This window comes from Streptomyces sp. NPDC012769 (assembly GCF_042901205.1).
In the GTDB taxonomy this organism is placed as follows: domain Bacteria; phylum Actinomycetota; class Actinomycetes; order Streptomycetales; family Streptomycetaceae; genus Streptomyces.
This window is the reverse complement of record NZ_JBIBCP010000003.1, coordinates 183,113-200,575: the sequence shown is the minus strand read 5'-3', so window position 1 is coordinate 200,575 and position 17,463 is coordinate 183,113. Positions and strand designations below refer to the sequence as shown.

At 72.0% G+C, this 17,463-nt stretch carries 13 protein-coding genes; 7 read left to right on the top strand and 6 right to left on the bottom strand.

Going from position 1 to position 17,463, the window contains the following annotated elements; all coding sequences use genetic code 11:
- Positions 1–123: 123 nt before the first annotated feature.
- A complete protein-coding gene (locus tag ACFY7C_RS16280; protein WP_389650051.1) occupies positions 124–1,080 on the bottom strand; it encodes a DUF3068 domain-containing protein in 957 nt (318 codons plus the stop codon).
- Positions 1,081–1,317: 237 nt separating this feature from the next.
- On the opposite strand from ACFY7C_RS16280, the gene ACFY7C_RS16275 reads away from it, so the two are divergent.
- Together ACFY7C_RS16275 and ACFY7C_RS16270 are read left to right on the top strand one after the other, a co-directional pair.
- Positions 1,318–1,500 carry a hypothetical protein gene (locus ACFY7C_RS16275; protein ID WP_389650048.1) on the top strand — a complete coding sequence of 61 codons (183 nt, stop codon included), beginning with the start codon at positions 1,318–1,320 and terminating at the stop codon, positions 1,498–1,500.
- A gap of 88 nt (positions 1,501–1,588) precedes the next feature.
- A complete protein-coding gene (locus ACFY7C_RS16270) occupies positions 1,589–2,776 on the top strand; it encodes a helix-turn-helix domain-containing protein (RefSeq protein WP_389650045.1) in 1,188 nt (395 codons plus the stop codon).
- A gap of 109 nt (positions 2,777–2,885) precedes the next feature.
- Here ACFY7C_RS16270 and ACFY7C_RS16265 read toward each other — a convergent pair whose 3' ends face one another.
- A complete protein-coding gene (locus tag ACFY7C_RS16265) occupies positions 2,886–4,187 on the bottom strand; it encodes a lipase family protein (RefSeq protein WP_389650042.1) in 1,302 nt (433 codons plus the stop codon).
- Positions 4,188–4,410: 223 nt separating this feature from the next.
- On the opposite strand from ACFY7C_RS16265, the gene ACFY7C_RS16260 reads away from it, so the two are divergent.
- A complete protein-coding gene (locus ACFY7C_RS16260; RefSeq protein WP_389650039.1) occupies positions 4,411–5,694 on the top strand; it encodes a PucR family transcriptional regulator in 1,284 nt (427 codons plus the stop codon).
- Positions 5,695–6,022: 328 nt separating this feature from the next.
- Here ACFY7C_RS16260 and ACFY7C_RS16255 read toward each other — a convergent pair whose 3' ends face one another.
- Positions 6,023–6,439, bottom strand: a complete 417-nt coding sequence (locus tag ACFY7C_RS16255; protein WP_389650037.1) for a secondary thiamine-phosphate synthase enzyme YjbQ — start codon at positions 6,437–6,439, stop codon at positions 6,023–6,025.
- A gap of 74 nt (positions 6,440–6,513) precedes the next feature.
- On the opposite strand from ACFY7C_RS16255, the gene ACFY7C_RS16250 reads away from it, so the two are divergent.
- On the top strand, positions 6,514–7,629 hold the full coding sequence (locus ACFY7C_RS16250; RefSeq protein WP_389650034.1) for an NAD(P)-binding domain-containing protein: 1,116 nt from the start codon (positions 6,514–6,516) through the stop codon (positions 7,627–7,629).
- Here ACFY7C_RS16250 and mltG read toward each other — a convergent pair.
- Complete coding sequence (gene mltG / locus ACFY7C_RS16245) at positions 7,586–8,467, bottom strand: endolytic transglycosylase MltG (protein WP_389650031.1); 882 nt, start codon at positions 8,465–8,467, stop codon at positions 7,586–7,588. The genes ACFY7C_RS16250 and mltG overlap by 44 nt on opposite strands.
- A gap of 322 nt (positions 8,468–8,789) precedes the next feature.
- A complete protein-coding gene (locus tag ACFY7C_RS16240) occupies positions 8,790–10,625 on the bottom strand; it encodes an ABC transporter ATP-binding protein (RefSeq protein WP_389650028.1) in 1,836 nt (611 codons plus the stop codon).
- A gap of 92 nt (positions 10,626–10,717) precedes the next feature.
- Here ACFY7C_RS16240 and ACFY7C_RS16235 point away from each other — a divergent pair, with 92 nt between their 5' ends.
- The 3 genes from ACFY7C_RS16235 (at position 10,718) to ACFY7C_RS16225 (ending at position 15,744) form a co-directional block, all read left to right on the top strand.
- Entirely contained in the window at positions 10,718–11,161 is a 444-nt protein-coding gene (locus ACFY7C_RS16235; RefSeq protein ID WP_389650025.1) for a MarR family winged helix-turn-helix transcriptional regulator, read from the top strand.
- Positions 11,162–11,228: 67 nt separating this feature from the next.
- Positions 11,229–14,162, top strand: coding sequence for an FAD-binding and (Fe-S)-binding domain-containing protein (locus tag ACFY7C_RS16230; protein WP_389650023.1), 2,934 nt, complete (start codon positions 11,229–11,231; stop codon positions 14,160–14,162).
- A gap of 184 nt (positions 14,163–14,346) precedes the next feature.
- Positions 14,347–15,744: a Gfo/Idh/MocA family protein gene (locus ACFY7C_RS16225; protein WP_389650020.1), complete on the top strand. Its 1,398-nt coding sequence runs from the start codon at positions 14,347–14,349 to the stop codon at positions 15,742–15,744.
- Between the two features lie 61 nt (positions 15,745–15,805).
- Here the strand turns inward: ACFY7C_RS16225 and ACFY7C_RS16220 are convergent, their stop codons facing one another.
- Positions 15,806–17,413 carry a peptide-N4-asparagine amidase gene (locus ACFY7C_RS16220; protein WP_389650017.1) on the bottom strand — a complete coding sequence of 536 codons (1,608 nt, stop codon included), beginning with the start codon at positions 17,411–17,413 and terminating at the stop codon, positions 15,806–15,808.
- Positions 17,414–17,463: the final 50 nt, after the last annotated feature.

Sequence of the window (17,463 nt, the reverse complement as noted above, 5' to 3'; positions counted from 1 at the left end):
TCAGGGCCCGTTCCACCGGGAAACACTGGTCTTACTGAGGGGTAACGTCAGTGTTCGTTCAAGCGATTCGTCCGGCTACTCACGCCGGTGACAAGTTCGAAGCGTTCGACAGACCCTGTTTCATCACTCTTCTGAGTGTTGCGGCTGTCGGCGGCCCCGCATCAGCAGCACCGCGCCCGCGGCGACCAGCAGTCCTCCCGCGATCCCGCCGGCCAGGGGTGCGGTCTCGCCGAGCAGCTCCAGCCGGCCACTGTCCTCCGAGGCCAGCCTCACCTGCTCACGCCGGGTCGCCTCGGTGAACTCCAGCCGCTCGCTGGACAGCAGGGTGACCGCGTCCTTCTTCGAACCCGGGGCGCGCAGCGTCTTCGTCGGCGCGATCATCGCGTTCATGATCCGCCCCGTTCGGGGGTCCACGGTCAGCTCGATCCTCGCGTTGGAGTACCACTCCTCGGCCAGGACCTGCCCCGGCTCCTTGCTGCCCACCAGCACTCCGGGCACCAGCCGGGTGCCCGTCGCGGTGGCCTCGACGGCACCGACGAAGCGGTAGCCCTCGTGCCCGTCGATCCTCGTGGCCTTGTCGAACGCCAGCGGCACCGTGGCACCCAGACTGCTGTCCCACCAGGTGTACGTACGCTTCTCGACGTCGAACGGGAACTTCAGGTACGCCTCACCCTCGAACCCGGGCTTCTCCTCGCAGCAGTGCACCGGGAGGTTCGTCCGGCGGTCGGTCACCCAGCGTTCGGTCGTCCACTGCAGGGATTTCCGCGGGTCGGCAAGCGGCAGCGTCTTCGGCGTGTCGATCTGGGTCGACACGTCCCAGATCGCGTTTCCGCTGCGCTCGCCCGCGGCGACGTCCCCGAGCACCCGACGGGTGATCGTGATCGTCTGGTCGTCCACCGTGGAAACGGACCCGGTGTCGAAGTAGCTGCCCCGGCCTTCGAAGACCGTCGTGGAGACCGTGTCGGTCGGGGTGCGTTTGGCGCGCGGCTCCACGTACCAGGCGAGCAGTTGGGTGAACACCAGCAGAAAAACACCGGCACCCAGCAGAATCAGGGACAAAGGTGATGTTGAACGACGCATTCTGGTACTCCGATACGGACGCGAGATGCGGGAGTTCAGGGCGGTGCGGGGCGGGCCGCGCGCACGGATCACAGCCTGTCCGGGGCGACGAGCGACTTACCCGGTAGTAACACTGCTGTGAACGGCGAAGCTAGGTGGAGCTTGACCACCTGTCAATGCGCCTCGCATACTGACCGCGCCGGACCGGGCCGGCGCGCTGGGTGACAGACCTCATCGACTGAGAGGCCGATCATCCTCATGTCCAGACTGCTCGCCGCCCTCCTGACCTGCGTCGCCGCCGCCACTCTGGCCACAGGCGCCGCCTTCGGAGTCGTCGCCGCTCTCGACGCCACACCCGAGCAGCAGAACGTGCCGCTCGTCACATTCCCCGACCCGCCCACCCAAGGGCCCTCCGGCACACCTGACCCCGACGCGGGCTAGTTTGTGACTGTGAAGGCCCGGCTGACCGAGCTCATGAAGACGGACATCCAGGAGCGGTGGTTTGGAAGCCTCGTCAGCGTGGCGCGACGTGCCACAAGAACGGATCCAGCAGTTCGCCGACCGGGCCCTGGAGCAGGTCCCCGAACTGGCACAGGACATCCTCGCCGCGATCCGGCGGGAGTACCCGGGCCTCGTGTTCACCGTCGACGAGTCCGGAGAGCCGAAGGCCCTGGTGGCGATCCGGCACGCGCTGGAGCTCTTCGTGGAGCAGATGACCACGGGCTCGGACCGGCCGAGTGAACTTCCCGAGATGTTCCGGGACTTCGGGCGCGGCGAGGTCGCTCACGGGCGCAGCCTCGACTCCCTGCAGGGGATCTACCGGCTGGGGGTGCGCCTTTCCTGGCGGCGCATGGCGGAGATCGGCCAGCAGGCCGAGATTCCGTCCTCGGCCATGTACGAGCTCGCCGAGTCCGCTTTCGAGTACCTCGACGTGATGGTGGCCCAGTCGGTACGCGGCTACGCCGAAGCCATCGCCCGCCAGGCCGGGGAGCGGCTGCGTCTGCAACGGCTTCTCGTCGACCTCCTGCTCGCCGAGCACCGCTCGGATCCGTCAGCCTTCCTCGCCGACCGCGCGGCCGACGTGGGCTGGCAGCTACCGGAGAAGGTGGCGGTGGCCGTGCTGCTCCGCCCCGCCGCGGAGGCCGTCGCCCCCGCCGTGGGAGAGGAGGTGCTGGTCGACATGGAGGGCGAGCGGCCACGCCTCGTCGTACCGGACCCGGAGGCCCCCGGACGCGCGGAGCTGCTGGACCGGGCGGTCGCCGGCTGGTCCGGCGCGATCGGCCCGTCGGTTCCCGTGGCGGAGGCCGTCACGTCGCTGCGGTGGGCGGAGGCCGCCGTCGGGATGATCGAGCAGGGCCTGTTGCCGCGAGGGCGGCTGCTGCACTGCGGCGAGCACGTCGAAGCCCTGGTACTGCTGCCCGCGAGTGAGCTGATCGACGATCTTGCCCGGCGGAGACTGGCGCAGCTGGACGAGTCCGGTGGCCCGGCGCACGCACATCGCCTCGCCGAGACGCTGCTGGCCTGGCTGGAAACGCGCGGGGGTGCCCCGGAGGTGGCCGCCCGACTGGGGGTCCACCCGCAGACCGTGCGCTACCGGCTGCGGCAGCTCCGTGAGCTGTGGGGTGACGACCTGGACGACCCGGACCGCCGCTTCGAGCTGGAGCTGGTGCTCCGTACCCGGCGGCTACGCGGCGATCTCGTCCCGCCGCCCGACTGACCCCGGGGGCGAGGCAGACGTACCGCCCGACACCTCGTGCCTGACGCTTGGCGCACGCCATGAGGTCCGGGTCCTGCCGCGCGATCCGCGCGGCAAGACCACACGCGGGTCAGGACAGCGGCGTCGGCTCCTCCGGTGCCAGCGAGTTGCCCGCGGGGATGCGCCCGCAGTCGGACGGAGCCGTCCGCCCCGCGAAGCGGTCGTCGAGCCAGTCCATCGCGAGGGGGGCCCAGACGACGGGCACGCCCACGTGGCTGAGCAGCTCGTACTGCCGGTATGTGATGGCGGGGTTGCCGGTGGCGCAGTACTGCCGGGCGAGCGCGCGCACGTCGCCTGCGACCATGACACCGTCGCCCGTGCCGATCCCCCGGTGGTTGCTGAAGGTGCCCTCCAGGACGCCCGCGTCGCCCTGGGCGATGAACCCCGGGACCGTCGGGGTGGCGGCGGAGCCGAGGTTGATCCGGTTCACCGCCGTGACGAGCTCGGGAACCGAGTTGATGTTCTCGTACGCGGGTTTCGCCATCTTCTTCCAGGTCAGACCCGGATAGTGGCCGAGGGCATCGACGATGGACCCCTTCTGCAGCTCCGCGTACACCTTCAGGCCGTAGCTGTTCAGGTAGGGCCTGACGTCGATGTCGAAGGAGCGGGAGACGCCGATGACCGCCATCGGAATGACGCCCGACCACGAGAGGGAGCCGTCCACGTACTTCAGGTTGTGCGCCGGGGTCACGAGCAGACCGCCCTCGGCGAAGCCGACCAGCTTCCGGTTCACGTCGGGCGCGTACGACGGTGCCAGCGCGGCCGCCCAGTTCGTGGCGATGGCGCCGCCCGAGTAGCCCATGAGACCGAACCTGGTGTTGTCGCTCAGCCCCGTCTCCGCGGACCTGGTCGCGGCACGGATCGAGTCCAGGGTGTTCGTTCCGTACTCGGGCCCCGCGGCGAAGGCGGCGCGCTGCCCCTGGGTGTCCGGGATGACGAGGGTGTAGCCCTTCGCCAGCAGCGGCGCCATGAAGACGGCCTCGACGTTGGGGATCACGCCGCCGAGGCTGAGGTTGCCGGCGATGGCGCGGGACGGCCCGTCCTCCGGGTTCAGCGAGTCGTAGAACGACTGGTAGGACACGGCCTTGCTGCCGTCACCCGTGAGGCTGCGCACCACCGTGGTCACGTTGGCGGCCGGGCGTCCCTGGGCATCGGTGCTGCGGTGGAGCAGCTGGATCGCCTTCAGCGGCGTGGGAATGCCGACGAGGTGGTACTGGAGCGTCCGCGTCTTCAGCACGGCGCCCGGGGCGAACGACGACAGGGGCTCACTGCCGTCGTAGGTGTAGAACGGGTCGCTCGCGGTGGGCGCAGCCGTGGCCGTGGTCGCAGCCGGTGTGGACACGGTGGCGCCGGCCGCCGGCGCGGCGGTCATGGCCGCCGCGGTGACGACAGCGAGGGGGATCAGACGAACGGCTCTCCTGGACAAGGCTTCCTCGATTCGTGAGTGGGGGCCGACGCGCCGGTGGGCGGCACCTGGCCATGCACCGGCCTGACGTGTTACCAACCAGTAGGAGATGTCCCGGAAACATGATGGCGGCGGTGCGCCGCCGCGCGCCCAGGGCGGGCAACAGAGATGTGCGAGGTGGATTGTGACCGTGTCCAACGCCGCGGCTCGCGACTCGGCGCCGCGCTTCGGCGGCGTTCCGGTGTACGAGCGGCTCCAGGCCGCCGCCGGTGCGCTGGAGCGCGCGGTCATGGCCCGGCTGATCGAACGGCTGCCCGTCTACGGAAGGCTGCCGCCGGAACAGCTCGGCAGTGACATCGCCAGGCAGGTGACCCGCGGCATCCGGTGCTTCGCCGAGATGGTGCGCACCGGGGAGTTGCCGGATCAGGCGGAGCAGACGGCGATCCGCGAGTCGTCGGCCCGGCGGGCCGACGAGGGAGTGCCGCTGGAGGCCGTGGTGGGCGCCTATCACATCGGCGCGGAGGAGTGCGCCGCCCACGTCTTTCCGGCCGCCGAACCGGGTGATCTGAGCGACCTGTTGCTGGTCCAGCGTCACATGCTCACGTATCTCGGACTGGTGAGCTGTGAGGTCGCCGCCGGGTACGTGCAGGAGCGACAGACGGCTCTGAGCGACGAGCAGGTCGCCCTGCAGTCGCTGCTGTCCAGACTCCTCGAAGGCGGCAGCCCCCAGGCGGCGGCCGACCGCGCCGGCGTCCGACTGCCGCCCTGCTACCTGGTGCTGAGCATCTCCGTGGGACGGCATCCGGACGAGCTGGTGCCCGGCGTGGACCACGCGGTCGCCGCACGCCGCAAACTCCGGCGACTGCGCAACGAACTGCAGCGCCAGACGGTGGGAGTTCCGCTGTCCGTGCTGTCAGGTGGTGGAGGGCTGATCCTCATCCCGCACAAGGCGCCGGCCGCCGACTTCGGCCCTGACGACCGGGACCGGCTGTCCCGACTGGTCATGGAGCTGGGCCGGATGTGCGGCGCCGAGGTGCTGGCCGCGGCGGCCGCCGCGCCACCGGAGGGCGTCGCGGCCGCCGCCCGGCTGGCGGGCGAGGTACGTGAGGTGGCCGAGGCTTCCCGCCACGGGCCGGGGCTGTACCTGCTCGACGATGTGCTGCTCGAGTACCAGCTGAGCCGTCCGAGCCCTGCCAGGCAAGGGCTCGCCGCGCTGCTCGAACCGCTGGACACACGCCCGGAACTGCTCACCACTCTGCGCACCTTCCTCGCCTGCAGTCTCGACCGGCGCCGGGCCGCGGCCCGGCTGCAGGTCCACCCGAACACGGTGGACTACCGCCTGCGCAAGGCGACGGATCTCACCGGCCTCGACGCGTCCCGGGGCGCCGACCTGGTCACCCTGCACGCCGCGCTCGCCGCCCATGACGCGGTACGGCGAGGCGGTCCCGGCGCCGCCCCCTCGCGCCAGGGCTGAACGGCCCTGCCCCGAGCCGGCTCACCGCTGTCCACGCGGGACCGCGAGGTCGGCCAGGAGTGCGGTGCCGGGCGCGAAGTCGGCCCATGTGCCGCCTGCGCGCGCTGGAGTGTGTCGTCGAGCGCCTCGCCGGCCAGCAGCAGGACCAGCTCCTGAAGGCCCGGGTGGACGCGCCGCTCGTGGCGTGTGGGCGGCGTGCCGGGCATCTCGGCGGCGGCCGGCCGCCGGGGCGTCGCGAAGACCTCGCGGACCGAGGGGGCGGTCATGGTCGGGCACACCCTCGGGCCATGCGCTCTTGGCCTGTCCACCTTCTCGACGGTACGCACCGCTACCCGAGGAACGACAGCCGGACCTGGCGCTCCGGGTTGTCCTTGTTCGTATCGACGAGACAGACCGACTGCCAGGTGCCGAGGACGAGCCGGCCGGCGACGACCGGGAGGGTCGCGTGCGGGGGGACGAGGGCGGGGAGGACGTGGTCGCGGCCGTGGCCCGGGGAGCCGTGGCGGTGCTGCCAGCGGTCGTCGGCGGGGAGCAGGTGGTGGAGGGCGGTCAGCAGGTCGTCGTCGCTGCCGGAGCCGGTCTCCAGGATGGCGAGGCCGGCGGTGGCGTGGGGGACGAAGAGGTTGAGGAGGCCGTCGCGGCCCTCGGCGGCGCGGCTGAGGAAGTCCTCGCAGTGGTCGGTGAGGTCGGTGACCGTCTCCGTGGAGCCGGTGGCGAGGCGGAGGATCGTGGTGCTGAACGACATGGGCCCATCCTGCCGTGACCCCGCCGCCGCTCGCAGCCGGGAAGAACCGCGCCCCACCCACGGTTAGTGGAATCGTGAACGATTTCGGGGTACAGGGTGCCGGGGCACGGGACGTGGACGTCGTGGTCATCGGTGCCGGGCAGGCCGGTCTGTCCGCGGCCTATCACCTGCGGCGTACGGGCTTCGAGCCCGACCGGGACTTCGTGGTCCTCGACCACGCGCCCCGGCCGGGCGGTGCCTGGCAGTTCCGCTGGCCCTCGCTCACGTACGGCAAGGTCCACGGGATGCACGCGCTGCCCGGCAAGGAACTCTTGGGCGCCCATCCGGCCCGTCCGTCGTCCGAGGTGATCGGTGACTACTTCGCCGACTACGAGGAGACGTTCGGTCTGCGGGTGCACCGGCCCGTGGAGGTGAGCGCGGTCCGCGAGGGCGAGGGCGGGCGGCTGCTCGTGGAGAGCTCGGAGGGCCGCTACGCCACCCGGGCCCTGATCAACGCGACCGGCACCTGGGAGCGCCCGTTCTGGCCCCGCTATCCGGGGCAGGAGTCCTTCCGTGGCCGTCAGCTGCACACCGCACGGTATCCCGGGCCCGAGGCCTTCGCCGGTCTGCGCGTGATCGTGGTCGGCGGCGGTGCCTCCGGGACGCAGCACCTGATGGAGATCGCCGAGGTCGCGGCCGCGACCACCTGGGTGACCCGGCGCGAGCCGGTGTGGCGCGAAGGCCCCTTCGGCGAGGCGGAGGGCCGGGCCGCCGTCGCGCTGGTGGAGGAGCGGGTGCGGCGGGGACTGCCACCGCAGAGCGTCGTGTCCGTCACCGGCCTGCCGCTGAACGACGCCGTCCGCGCCGCCCGCGAGCGCGGGATCCTGGACCGGCGACCCATGTTCGACCGGATCACCCCCACCGGGGTGGCCTGGGACGACGGGCGGAGGGTCGACGCGGACGTGATCCTGTGGGCCACCGGCTTCCGGGCGGCGATCGACCATCTCGCCCCCCTGCGGCTGCGCGAGCCCGGCGGCGGCATCCGCGTCGAGGGGACGCGGGCGGTACGGGACCCGCGCGTCCATCTGGTCGGCTACGGCCCCTCGGCGTCGACCATCGGCGCCAACCGGGCCGGCCGCGCCGCGGTCGCCGGGATCCGGTCGCTGCTCAGGAACGCGCCGAGGACCCCGCAGCCCGTCGCCGCTCGTTGAACTCGGCCACATGGGCGAGGTGTTCGGCGTAGTCCGCGGTGAAGCGGGTGTCGCCGGGCCCGACCGTGACGAAGTAGAGCCAGTCGCCCTTCGCCGGGGCGATCGCCGCGCTCATGGCCTGGTCGCCCGGGTTCCCGATGGGTGACGGCGGCAGCCCCCTGCGCTCGTAGGTGTTGTAGGGGCTGTCGATGCGGGTGTCCTGGAGGGTGGTGTCGACGGTGTCGCGCCCGAGGGCGTAGTTGATGGTCGAGTCCATCTGGAGGGGCATCCCCCGGGCGAGCCGGTTGTGCACGACCCTCGCCACCTTGCCCATGACCTCAGGGGTGTCGGCCTCGGCCTGGACGATGCTGGCGATGATGACCGTCTCGTGGAGGCTCATCCCGTGCCGTCGGGCGCCCTCCGCGATACGGGCGGTGCCGAAGCGTTTCCCCGCGGTGTCGACCATGTAGCGCAGCAGGGCCTCGGGGGTCGTGGACCTGTCCACCGGATAGGTCGCGGGGAAGAGATAGCCCTCGGGGTTGCCGGCCGCCGCGGGCGGGAGGGCGAGGCCGGTGGCCGGCGTCTGGGCGACCCTGCGGGCCGTACCCACCGGGAGGCCGAGGGAGCGGTCGACAGCGGCGAAGACCTCGCCGCCCCGCCAGCCTTCCGGGATGAGCAGGGTGCGCCGCTTCTCGGGGGCCGGTCGCTTCGCGCCCTCGCCGCCGAGGACCAGCAGCAGCGAGACGGTGAGCGCGGCGGCGACGGTCAGGGCGCCGCCCAGGAGGAGGACGCGCTTGCCGCGCCGGGTGAGGCGTGCGCGGTGTGGCCGGTGTTCGGGCTGCCAGGACCGGTACGTCATGGGCGCACGCTAACCCGGTCCGATCGCCGAACCGGGGAGCCCGGAGGGTGTCTCCTCGTTCGCGACCCGTACGCGCGGCGGCGCCGCCGGTCCCCTGGGACGGGGGGCCGACGGCGCCGCTTTCCTGTCGGGCGTGAGGGTCAGACGAGCCAGCCCAGGAAGTGGAGGACGCCGGCGAGCAGGTCGGTGATGACGTTCATGATGGTGCTTTCTCCTTGTGCGGAACTGCTGTGGGACTGCGCAGTCGCGGTCTGCAGCCCGTCGCTTGCGCCCCGTCATCATCAGCCGCCACAAGAGAGTTGCGCATCGAAAAGCGGCACGATCACACGTTCTGGGGAACATCCGCTCCCACGTTCGTGCGTTCGTCACGGCGGACCAGTGCCGCGTATCTGCCGTCGAGGGCGAGGAGTTCCTCGTGGGTGCCGCGCTCGACCGTTCGGCCGGCCTCCAGGACGACGATCTGGTCGGCGTCGCGGACGGTGGAGAGCCGGTGGGCGATGGTGATGGTGGTGCGTCCCGCGGAGAGCGCGTCGATCGCCTGCTGCACGGCGTGTTCGGTACGGGTGTCGAGCGCGCTGGTCGCCTCGTCGAGGATCAGCACGGGCGGATCGCGCAGGATGGTGCGGGCGATGGCGAGGCGCTGCTTCTCGCCGCCCGAGAAGCGGTATCCGCGCTCGCCGACGAGGGTGTCGTAGCCGTCGGGGAGCGAGGCGATGTGGTCGTGGATCTGGGCGGCTCGGGCGGCTGCCTCGATCTCCTCGTCGGTGGCGTCGGGCTTGGCGAAGCGCAGGTTGTCGGCGACGGAGGCGTGGAAGAGGTAGGTCTCCTGGGAGACGACGCCGACGGCCCGGGCGAGGGTGTCGAAGTCCAGGTCGCGCACGTCGACCCCGTCGAGTGTGACCCGGCCGTCGGTGACGTCGTAGAGCCGGGGCACGAGGTAGCTGAGGGTGGACTTGCCGGAGCCGGTGGGGCCGACGACCGCGAGGCTGCCGCCGGCCGGGACGGTGAGGTCGATGCCGTCGAGGGTGGGCCGGCCCTCGCCCTCGGGGTCGTAGCGGAAGCCGACCTTCTCGAAGGCGACCTCGCCGGAGACCTTCGGCAGGCGGACCGGCTCGGCGGGCTCGGTGATCTCGACGGGGAGGTCCAGATACTCGAAGATCCGCTGGAACAGCGCGAGGGAGGTCTGGATCTGCACACCGGTGGAGAGCAGGCTGACGGCGGGCCGGAACAGGCCCTGCTGGAGCGAGACGAAGGCGACCAGCGTGCCGAGGGAGACGGCGGGGCCGCCGGACTGGAGGGCGAGGCCCGCCGCCCAGTAGATGAGCGCGGGCATGGCGGCCATGACGATGCCGATGGTGGACATCCGCCACCGCCCCGCCATGGAGGAGCGCACTTCGAGGTCGACGAGGCGCTCGGACTCCTGGGCGAAGGACTTCGTCAGGGAGTCGGCGCGGCCCATGGTGCGGCCGAGCAGGATGCCGCTGACGGACAGGGACTCGGTGACGGTGGCGGCCATGGCGGCCATCTGCTTCTGCCGCCGGGTGGTGATCCGCTTGCGCTCGCGGCCGACCCGGCGGCTGATCCAGACGAAGACGGGCAGCAGGAGCAGCGAGACGAGGGTGAGCCGCCAGTCGAGGGCGAGCATGGCGACGACGGTGGCGACGACGGCGGTCAGGTTGGAGACGAGGGAGGTGGCGGTCGAGGTGACCGTCGCCTGCATGCCGCCGATGTCGTTGGCGATCCGGGACTGGACCTCGCCGGTGCGGGTGCGGGTGAAGAAGGCGAGCGGCATCATCTGGAGCCGCCCGTAGACGGCGGTGCGCAGGTCGTGCATGACGCGCTGGCCGACGGTGGTGGAGATGAGGGTCTGGAGCACGCCGAAGACGCCGGAGGTCACGGCGGTGAGGATCATGCCGAGGGCGAGCAGGCTGAGCAGCCCGGTGCGGCCCTGCGGGATCGCGGTGTCCAGGATCTCCTTCAGGAGGAAGGGCGAGGCGACCGTGACCAGCGACGAGGCGCCGACGAGCAGGCCGACGACGGCGAGACGGCCGCGGTAGGGACGGAAGAGCCGCAGGATGCGCCGCAGCTGGGCGGGCTCCTCGGGCTGTCGGGAGTCACGGGCGGGTGGTGTCCAGGTGGACTCGTCGTGCGGATGCATGGGCTCCTGCGCGGGTGCGAGATCTTGACGATGAGAGCATAGCTCATTGTTACCTATACTCACAATGAACAAGGTCCTGATATTGTTCCCGCATGAGCACCCCCGATCCCGACGGCCTCCTCGCCGAGCAGCTGCTCCGGCTCACCCGAAGGCTGCACCGCATCCAGAAGCACCACCTGGAGCCGGTCGGCATCACGCCCGCGCAGTCCCGTCTGCTGCGGACGGTCGCGCACTACGAGGAGCCGCCCCGGATGGCCGACCTCGCGGCCCGGCTCGAGGTGGTCCCGCGCGCCGTGACCAGCCTCGTCGACGGTCTGGAGACGGCCGGCCGGGTGCGCCGGGTGCCCGACCCCACGAACCGCCGGGTGGTCAGGATCGAGCTCACCGACGCCGGCCGCGACACGCTGAGGGAACTGCGCAGCGCGCGCCGCGCCGCCGCAGAGGACATGCTGGCCCCACTGACCGTCGAACAGCGCGAGGTGCTCGGAGGTCTGCTGTCCGCCCTCGTCGACCGAGGCCCGGAGCGGGTCTGCTGAGACCCGGACCGCCGGGACGGGGGCAGCCGGGACGGGGGCACGGTCGCGCCGGAGGGGAGCCCTGGCCATGCCCGTACTGGAGCCGAACCCGCGGGCCCTGCGAGCCGGTACGAAGCGGCGGGCGGCGCCCGACCGGGTGCCCGACCTCCAGTCCCGGGGCACCCCGAAGCACCTGCGGGAGGAGCTGGTCGCCCTCCTCGGCCCGGACAAGGTGCTGTCCACGATCTCCGACCTGGTGAAGTACGCCTCCGACGCCAGCCCCTACCGGTTCGTGCCCCAGGTCGTCGTGGTGGCCGAGGACGTCGACGACGTGTCCACCGTCCTGTCGTACGCGCACGGGAAGGGCCGCGAGGTGGTCTTCCGGGCCGCGGGGACCAGCCTCAACGGGCAGGCGCAGGGCGAGGACATCCTGGTCGACGTGCGCCGCCACTGGGTGGGCGTCGAGGTCCTCGACGGCGGCGCCCGGGCCCGGATCCGGCCGGGCACGACGGTCGTCAGGGCCAACGCCGCCCTCGCGCCGTACGGCCGGGTGCTCGGCCCCGACCCGGCGAGCGCGATCGCCTGCACGATCGGCGGTGTGGTCGCCAACAACGCCTCCGGCATGACCGCGGGCACCACCCGCACCTCCTACCGCACCCTCGCCTCGCTCACCTTCGTCCTGCCGAGCGGCACCGTCGTCGACACCGCCGACCCGGTCGCCGACGAGGAACTGGCCCGCGCGGAGCCACGGCTGTGCGCGGGACTGCTGGCCCTGAAGGCGGAGATCGAGGCGGACGAGGAGCTCACGGCCCGGATCCGCGCCAAGCACACGATCAAGAACACCCACGGCTACCGGCTCGACGCCTTCCTCGACGGTGCCACGCCGGTGGAGATCCTGCGGGGTCTGATGGTCGGCTCCCAGGGCACGTTCGGCTTCATCTCCGAGGTCGTCTTCGACACCCTTCCACTGGACCGCCTGGTCTCCACGGCGCTGCTGTTCTTCCCCTCCCTGCCGGCCGCCGCGGCCGCCGTTCCCCGCTTCACCGAGGCCGGGGCCCTGGCCGTCGAGCTGATGGACGGCAACACCCTGCGCGCCTCGGTCCGCGTGCCCGGCGTGCCCGCCGACTGGGCCGAGCTGCCCAGGGACACGACCGCGCTGCTCGTGGAGTTCCGGGCGCCCGACGAGGCCGCGCTGACGGCGTACGAGGAGGCCGCGGCCGGCGTCCTGGCGGACCTGGAGCTCGTCGCCCCGGTGCCCTCGGTCGCGGACGCCTGCAACGTCTTCACCCGTGACGCGCGGACGATCGGCGGCTACTGGAAGGCCCGCAGGGCCTTCGTGACGGCGGTCGGCGGCTCACGCCCCTCCGGCACGACCCTCATCACCGAGGACTTCGCCGTGCCGCCCGCCCGGCTCGCCGAGGCCTGCGCGGAACTGCTCGACCTCCAGGCCCGGCACGGCTTCGACGCCGCCGTGGCCGGTCACGCGGCCCACGGCAACCTGCACTTCCTGCTCGCCTTCGACGCGGCCGACCCGGCCGACGTGGAACGGTACGCCGCTTTCATGGACGAGTTCTGCAAGCTCACCGTGGAGCGCTTCGACGGCTCCCTCAAGGCCGAGCACGCCACCGGCCGCAACCTCGCGCCCTTCCTGGAGCTGGAGTGGGGGCCCAAGGCGACCGAGCTGATGTGGCGGACCAAGGAGGTCATCGACCCCGACGGCGTCCTCGCCCCCCGCGTCGTCCTCGACCGCGACCCGCAGGCCCATCTGCGCGGCCTGAAGACCATCCCCACCGTGGAGCCGATCGCCGACCCGTGCATCGAGTGCGGCTTCTGCGAACCGACCTGTCCCAGCCATGATCTGACGACCAGTCCGCGCCAGCGGATCGTGCTGCGCCGGGAGATGATGCGGCAGGCGGACGGCGCGCCGGTCGAGACGAGCCTGCTGGAGTCGTACGGCTACGACGCGGTCGACACCTGCGCCGGGGACTCCACCTGCAAGCTGGCCTGCCCGGTCGGCATCGACACCGGCGCCCTGATGAAGGCGTTCCGGCACGCCCGGCACTCGCCGCGCGAGGAGCGGGCGGCCGCGCTCGCCGCGCGGAACTTCCGGGCCGTGGAGGCCGCCGCGCGGCTCGCGGTCGCCGCCGCCGACCGGATGGGCGACCGGTTCCCGGCGGCGGTGACCCGCCTCGCGCGCAGGGCCGTGCGCCCCGACCTCGTACCGGAGTGGCTGCCCGAGATCCCGGGCGCGCCCGCCCGCCGGCTGCCCCGCACCCACCGGCCTGCCGCCGTCGCCGTGTACTACCCGGCCTGTGTGAACCGGATCTTCGGCGATCCGGCGGGCCGTCCCGGTCCTTCGCTGCCCGAGGCGGTGGTGGCGCTGTCGGCCCGGGCCGGCCGGCCGGTGTGGATCCCGGACGACGTGTCCGGCACCTGCTGCGCGACGATCTGGCACTCCAAGGGGTACGCGCGGGGCAACGAGGTGATGGCCGACCGGATCGTGGCCGCCGCCTGGGGCTGGACCGCCGGCGGCCGGCTGCCCCTGGTCGTCGACGCCTCCTCCTGCACCCTGGGCCTCGCCCATGAGGTGGTGCCGTATCTGAGCGACGACAACCGGGAGCTGCACGCCGCGCTGACGGTGGTCGACTCGCTCGTGTGGGCGGCGGACGAGCTGCTGCCCCGGCTCGACGTGCGCCGGCGGGTGGCCTCCGCGGTGGTCCATCCCACCTGTTCCATGCGGCACCTGGGTGACGAGGACCGGCTGACCGCGCTCGCGGAGGCCTGCGCGGAGGAGGTCGTCGTCCCGGTCGACGCGGGCTGCTGCGCCTTCGCCGGTGACCGGGGCATGCTGCACCCGGAGCTGACGGCGTCCGCCACCGCGCGCGAGGCGGCCGAGGTCACCTCGCGTCCGTTCGACGCGCACCTCTCCGCCAACCGGATGTGCGAGGTCGGGATGGACCGCGCGACCGGCCGCACCTATTACTCGGCCCTGCTGGAGCTGGAGCGCGCCACCCGCCCCTGACCGCACCACCCCTGCCCCCTACCGCCCCGACTCTCTCCTCCGCCGACAGGTAACCGGAGGAGAAGAGTCCAACCACCCCTGCGCACAAGTCCAAACGGCGCCCTTGCACAACAGGAGCGACAGCGGCCAAGGTCCTGTTCGGGATTCATGAACCCACCCTGCACTCACCGCAACCGGAGGTTCCATGAACGACAGCACTCCCCCGCGCCCCAGCCGCCGCTCCGTGCTCAGAACCACCGGTGCTGCCGGCGCGGGACTCGGGCTCGGTGCCCTGGGTACGGGCTCCGCGGAGGCGGCGCCGCCGGCCGAGGAGACACTCTCGACTCCGCCGCGCCGGGGCGCGACCATGGCCGGTGTCCCGTTCGAGGGCCGCTCCACCGTCCGGGTCGCGCTGGTCGGCCTCGGCAACCGCGGCGGCAGCATGATCGACCTCTATCTCGCGCTGCCCGGCGTCCAGGTGGTCGCGCTCTGCGACCCGGTGAAGGAGAAGGTCGAACGGGCCGCCGCCAAGGTCGTCGCCGCCGGTCAGCCCTCCCCCGCCGGCTACGCCTCGGGACCGGAGGACTATCTGAGGCTGTATGAACGCACGGACGTCGACTTCGTCCATGTGGCCACGCCCTGGGACCTCCACTTCGAGCAGGCGAAGCAGGCGATGCTGCACGGCAAGCACGTCGGCGTCGAGTGTCCGGTCGCGATGCGCCTGGACCACCTGTGGGAACTCGTCGACCTGTCCGAGCAGACCCGGCGGCACTGCATGCAGCTGGAGAACTGCTGTTACGGGCGTAACGAGATGCGGGTGCTGCGCATGGCGCACGCCGGCAGGTTCGGCGAACTCCTGCACGGCGCCGGGGCGTACAACCACGACCTGCGCGCGCTGATGTTCTCGCCGACGTACTACGAGGGTCCCTGGCGCCGGCTCTGGCACACCCGGCTGCGCGGCGACCTCTACCCGAACCACGGCTTCGGGCCGGTCGCCAACTACATGGACGTCAACCGGGGCGACCGGGTCGTCAGCATCAGCAGCCTGGGCACGCCCGCGCTGGGTCTGGCCGAGTACCGGGCGGCGAACATGCCGAAGGGCGATCCCAGTTGGAAGGAGTCGTACATCGAGAGCGACCGGACGATCAGTCTGGTCAAGACGGCCAGGGGCCGGGTGATACGCCTGGAGCACGACGTGTCCACCCCGCACCCCTACAGCCGGATCAACAGCCTCGGCGGCACCAAGGGCGTCTTCGAGGACTACCCGGCCCGGATCTATCTGGAGCCGGACCACAAGGGCCACCAGTGGGGCGACTTCGGCGCGTACGCGGCCGAGTTCGACCACTGGCTGTGGAAGGAACACGCCAATCCGCCCGGCGGGCACGGCGGCATGGACTACATCATGGTGTTCCGGCTGATGCAGTGCATGCGGCTGGGGCTCGTACCGGACTTCGACGTGTACGACGCGGCGACCTGGACCGCGCCGGTGCCGCTGAGCCACGCCTCCATCAAGGCGAACGGCGCCCCGCAGCCCATCCCCGACTTCACGCGCGGCGAGTGGCGCAAGTCGCGGTCGGGCGTGGACTCGGCCCGGCCCGCCTGATCCGTCCCGCCTGAACCGTACGGTGTCCGGGCCCCTTCGCGGGGCCCGGACACCACGGGTCTCAGCAGCGCCGCAGGTCCTCGACGAGGGTGCCCTGGACGGTCCTGAGCGAGCGGTCGTAGCAGCCGCCGGTTCCGTGGAGGCGGTAGCGCTCGGCGCTGGTGCCGACCGCGCGCCGCTGCTCGCGCGGGACGCCGAGGGTGAAGGCGGCGTCGCCGGTGTACGTGTCGTCGAGCCGCGACCAGGACAGCCGCTTTCCGTTCCGTACGACGTCGACGGCGGCGCGGTCGCCGATGGCCAGGACCGTCCGCAGCCGGTTGTCGGCGCCGACGGTGATCTCGCCGTCCATCGTGTACGTGCGGTGGGTGCGGGTGGCGGTGCGGCCGACGGTCACCGTCTCGTCGTCGGTCCACCGCGCGCTGAGCGCGTCCGGGTTCTCCTCGGCGCCCCAGCGGTGCGTGGAGTGGTGGTCGACGGTGCGGGTGACGGTGGTGGAGACCCGGCCGTGCGAGGTGTCGAGGTGGCCCGCGACGGTGAGCGAACCGCCGCCCGTCGTCTCCAGGACGTCGGGCGAACCGGGCGTGTGGACCGAGGAGTTGCGCGGGACGCCGACCTCGTGCCGGTCGAGGCCGCCGGTGACGACCTCGCGGCCCTCGTCCTGCCACAGCAGCACGTTGGTGGGGACGCTCCAGCCGGTCTGCCCGGCCGGGACGCCGGCCACGGAGACCTCCACGCGGTGGGCACGGCCGTCGTTGAGGAGCGCGGCGAACGGAGTGAGGTCGTAGACGATCGGCTGGACGTCGAAGGCGCGCGGCGCGGGCGTCACGTACCAGAGGAAGGGGTTGGACCAGCCGCCGGTCCACACGTGCGGGAAGGGGGCGGCGATGCCGGCGAGACGGCCGTCGACGGAGATCCGCACCTCGCGGTAGGGCCCGTCGGTGGCCTTGCAGGAGTAGGGCGCGGCGTCGGGCACGGTGAGGTACCAGAACTCCTCGCAGCCGCCGCCCGAACCGGTGGCGTAGACCTCGGCGAGGATCCGCTCGGTGTTGCGCGGGGTGGTGAGGGTGGCGCCGGTGAGCGGCAGGACCCGGTCGGGGGTGCCGGCGGCGGGCTTCACCGCGCCCCGCGCGGTGTGGAAGGTGAGGGTGACGCGGACGTCGAGGACCCCGGTGTAGGTGTCGTTGACGACGTTGCCGATGAGCATCTCGACGGGCTGCGGGCGGCTGAGGGTGTCGCGGTAGCGGGTGACGTCCTTCTCGACGGACCAGGCGATGCCGTCGGGCGAGGGCTCGGGGGTGGAGGTGCGGAAGACCTCGACACCGCCGAGGGTCAGATAGCCGAGCCGGTCGTACTGACGGCCTTTCACCTTTCCGTCGAGGCGCAGGACGACCTTGTTCCAGCGGGCGTCGCCGCACTCCTCGGGCGGGGCGTAACTCCCTCGGTACGGGGTGAAGTCGCGGAACCGGGCCTCGGCGAGGGTGACCTCGCAGGTGCGGGTACCCGGGGTGGCGATCGGCGGCGCGGCGGTGACCGGGTCGTGCCAGTCGGTGGTGAACTCGGCCGGCGGGGTGGCGGGGGCCTGGTCCGCGTGGGCCGCGGGGGCGGCGAGCAGGAGTCCGGCGGCCAGGGTGAGGCCGCTGATCATGCTCATGATCTTCCGTGGTGTCATGGGTCGTGAGTGAAGCGCGGTCCCGCGGGCGCGGTCCAGAGGGCGGGGGC

Excerpts from the sequence above, each read along its gene's own strand:
- ACFY7C_RS16220 (WP_389650017.1), bottom strand. The coding sequence starts at position 17,413 with ATGACACCACGGAAGATCATGAGCATGATCAGCGGCCTCACCCTGGCC.
- ACFY7C_RS16255 (WP_389650037.1), bottom strand. The coding sequence starts at position 6,439 with ATGTCGTTCAGCACCACGATCCTCCGCCTCGCCACCGGCTCCACGGAG.
- ACFY7C_RS16225 (WP_389650020.1), top strand. The coding sequence starts at position 14,347 with ATGAACGACAGCACTCCCCCGCGCCCCAGCCGCCGCTCCGTGCTCAGA.
- ACFY7C_RS16275 (WP_389650048.1), top strand. The coding sequence starts at position 1,318 with ATGTCCAGACTGCTCGCCGCCCTCCTGACCTGCGTCGCCGCCGCCACT.
- ACFY7C_RS16265 (WP_389650042.1), bottom strand. The coding sequence starts at position 4,187 with ATGACCGCCGCGCCGGCGGCCGGCGCCACCGTGTCCACACCGGCTGCG.
- mltG (WP_389650031.1), bottom strand. The coding sequence starts at position 8,467 with ATGACGTACCGGTCCTGGCAGCCCGAACACCGGCCACACCGCGCACGC.
- ACFY7C_RS16235 (WP_389650025.1), top strand. The coding sequence starts at position 10,718 with ATGAGCACCCCCGATCCCGACGGCCTCCTCGCCGAGCAGCTGCTCCGG.
- ACFY7C_RS16280 (WP_389650051.1), bottom strand. The coding sequence starts at position 1,080 with ATGCGTCGTTCAACATCACCTTTGTCCCTGATTCTGCTGGGTGCCGGT.
- ACFY7C_RS16240 (WP_389650028.1), bottom strand. The coding sequence starts at position 10,625 with ATGCATCCGCACGACGAGTCCACCTGGACACCACCCGCCCGTGACTCC.
- ACFY7C_RS16230 (WP_389650023.1), top strand. The coding sequence starts at position 11,229 with ATGCCCGTACTGGAGCCGAACCCGCGGGCCCTGCGAGCCGGTACGAAG.